A 2,323-nucleotide genomic window follows, 5' to 3' on the forward strand; every position below is an offset into this window, starting at 1 on the left:
CCTGACGAATCGAAGATGGGGTTGTTGGATCAGGTGAAGGGAGCGTTGGGTAGCGGGGTGAGTTGATGACCGTTTCGCAGCGGGACGCGTAGTGACACGCCTGCTCCAGTAATGGAACGCAATCGTCCGGAGCTGCCTTGTCTGCGAAGGCCATGCGACGCGGTGTGTCTGGTAGACCGTGTTGTAGCGTCTTCGCAGACAAGTCAGCTCCTACAAATAATGTTCTATTTCAAACGGTTACTGCTTGTTTGATAAGAGCAGGCTTGTCGGGGTTAGAACCAGCGCCAGGATTTGGCGGGGGGTGCGGCTCGAAAAGAATCGCGTAATGCAGCGGCATCTATCGTGCGTTTTTTCGGGTTCAGCGCCAGCGCGGTTCGCAGGGCCGCCCAGCAGGTTTTGGGCAGGTGTTTGGGCTTTTTCAGTTTTCGGTCAAGTTTGTTCTCTCTGGCTTCAATCGCGGTCAGTCGCTGGAAAGGATGTTTGCCGCCCGCCAGCTCGAACACCACACAGGCCACAGCGTAAACATCGGTGCTCATCGACAAGGGTCCGCCTTCGAGTAATTCGGGGGCCGCGTAGTTGGGTGTCCAGGCCTTGATGCGCTCGCGGCTCAGGGTCGGCAGCCCTGGAAGGACGCCGTCCATTGCCTGCCCGAGGCCAAAGTCGAACAGGCGCACGCCGTCTTCGGTGAGCATCACGTTGCTGGGCTTCAAGTCACCGTGCAGTACGCCCCGGCTGTGGGAGTGAGCCAAGGCGTCCAGCAATTCGATGGCGATATCGCGCAGTTCGATCCACGGCACGCCGAGTGGCCGTTCGCACAGTAAGCGGTCCAGCGGCAGACCTTGCATCAGCTCCATGGTGATAAAGGCCCGCCCACAGGCCGAGTCCACGTCAAAATCAAACATCTGCATCACGCCGGGGTGCCGCAGGTGTCGGGTCAAGGCGAACTCGCTGTACAGCAGCGCATTGGCATCGGGAGAACCTTCGAAGGCTTCGCCGAGGATTTTCACGGCTATCTCGGCGCCGGTTTCACCGAACTGCTCATGCAATAAATCCCGCGCCCGATAGACCGTGCCCATGCCACCGGCACCCAGCAAACGCTCGATGCGATAACGGCCAGCCAGCACGTCGGGCAGCGGTGGCAGGGGCTCGGTCATTGGCTGATCACCACGGCGGTCAGGTTGTCCCGCGCGCTGCCACACCGTACTTCGTCGAACAACATCTGCATCGACTCCAGACTCAAGGCTTCGCGCAACATTTCGTTGTCGAGGCCCTGATAAAACCCGTCACTGCACAACAAAAACACATCGCCCGAACACACCTCCAACTCCAGCACTTCCAGTTTCAGCTGGTCGCTGGCGCCGATGGCGCGGGTCAGTGCGCGGGCGTTGGGATACTGGCTGGCTTGTTCGGGCGTCATTTTTTGCTCGTCGATCAGCTGCTCCAGCAGCGAGTGGTCACGGGTCAATTGATGCAGACGACCTTCGCGCAGCAGGTAACAGCGACTGTCGCCCGCCCAGACACACGCGCCGCGTGTGCCGTCGATCAATAGCGCCACCACCGTGCTGCCCATGATGCTGTCACGGCGATCCGGGGTGATGGTCAGCTCCTGACTCATTCGCCGATTGAGCCAGTGCAGGCACTGGCGCACGGCAATCACCCGCTCGTCGAAGCTGCCCTCCTTGGGCAGTTCGGCGAGGTGGGTGACGATCATCTGGCTGGCGACATCGCCGCACTGATAGCCGCCCATGCCATCGGCGACCGCCCACAATCCGTGCTGCGGGCAATCAAGAAACGCGTCCTCGTTGCGCGCCCGCACCTTGCCGGTGTCGGTGCGCGCCACACTGCGCCAAGGGTTGGCCGGCCCCATCAGAGCTGCGCCGGCAGACGGAAGCTGCGCAACGCGTCCACATCAAACGGGTTCGGCGAGCGCTGACTGAGCAACAAGTAGTTGGCGCGCAGGCCACCCACGTCGGCCTTGAGCACCATCACATCACGGCCTTTCAAGTACTCGGTCTGCATCAGGTCAAACAGACGGAACAACGACCAGGGGCCGGTGTTTTTCTCGATGCCCACCGGGCGCCCGACCATTTTTTCCAGCACCAGACTCGTGCGGCCGTCTTCGGCGTCGGTGGGCCAACTGAACGACATCGGCACGATAGGGCCGTGGCGGTAGTCCATCTGCTGGTTGCCGAAACGGAATTCAGCACGGCTCACAGTGGGGTCCAGGGTGTAGGGCTCAAGCTTGAATTGCACCTGCGGCTCGTTCGGGTTCTGCGCAAAGAAGCTTTGGCGAATGACCTGCACGTGGCCCATTTGCGTCAGG

The 2,323-nt window shown here is 60.9% G+C and carries 3 protein-coding genes; all 3 read right to left on the reverse strand.

Features of this window, described 5'->3' with window-relative positions; translation table 11 throughout:
* Positions 1–272: 272 nt before the first annotated feature.
* Positions 273–1,154: a serine/threonine-protein kinase gene (locus K0F75_RS25325; protein WP_219064695.1), complete on the reverse strand. Its 882-nt coding sequence runs from the start codon at positions 1,152–1,154 to the stop codon at positions 273–275.
* Positions 1,151–1,867 (reverse strand): PP2C family serine/threonine-protein phosphatase, encoded by a 717-nt coding sequence (locus K0F75_RS25330; RefSeq protein ID WP_219064696.1) that lies wholly within the window; start codon positions 1,865–1,867, stop codon positions 1,151–1,153. Before K0F75_RS25330 ends, K0F75_RS25325 begins: the two co-directional genes overlap by 4 nt.
* A partial coding sequence (locus K0F75_RS25335; RefSeq protein ID WP_306823075.1) for a type VI secretion IcmF C-terminal domain-containing protein occupies positions 1,867–2,323 on the reverse strand: 457 nt, incomplete at its 5' end. The genes K0F75_RS25335 and K0F75_RS25330, both read right to left, overlap by 1 nt.

It is taken from the genome of Pseudomonas sp. UMAB-08, from assembly GCF_900095225.1.
GTDB lineage: Bacteria > Pseudomonadota > Gammaproteobacteria > Pseudomonadales > Pseudomonadaceae > Aquipseudomonas.

Bases quoted from the DNA above. Each gene is read 5' to 3' on its own strand.
- K0F75_RS25330 (WP_219064696.1), bottom strand. From the start codon at position 1,867: ATGGGGCCGGCCAACCCTTGGCGCAGTGTGGCGCGCACCGACACCGGC.
- K0F75_RS25325 (WP_219064695.1), bottom strand. From the start codon at position 1,154: ATGACCGAGCCCCTGCCACCGCTGCCCGACGTGCTGGCTGGCCGTTAT.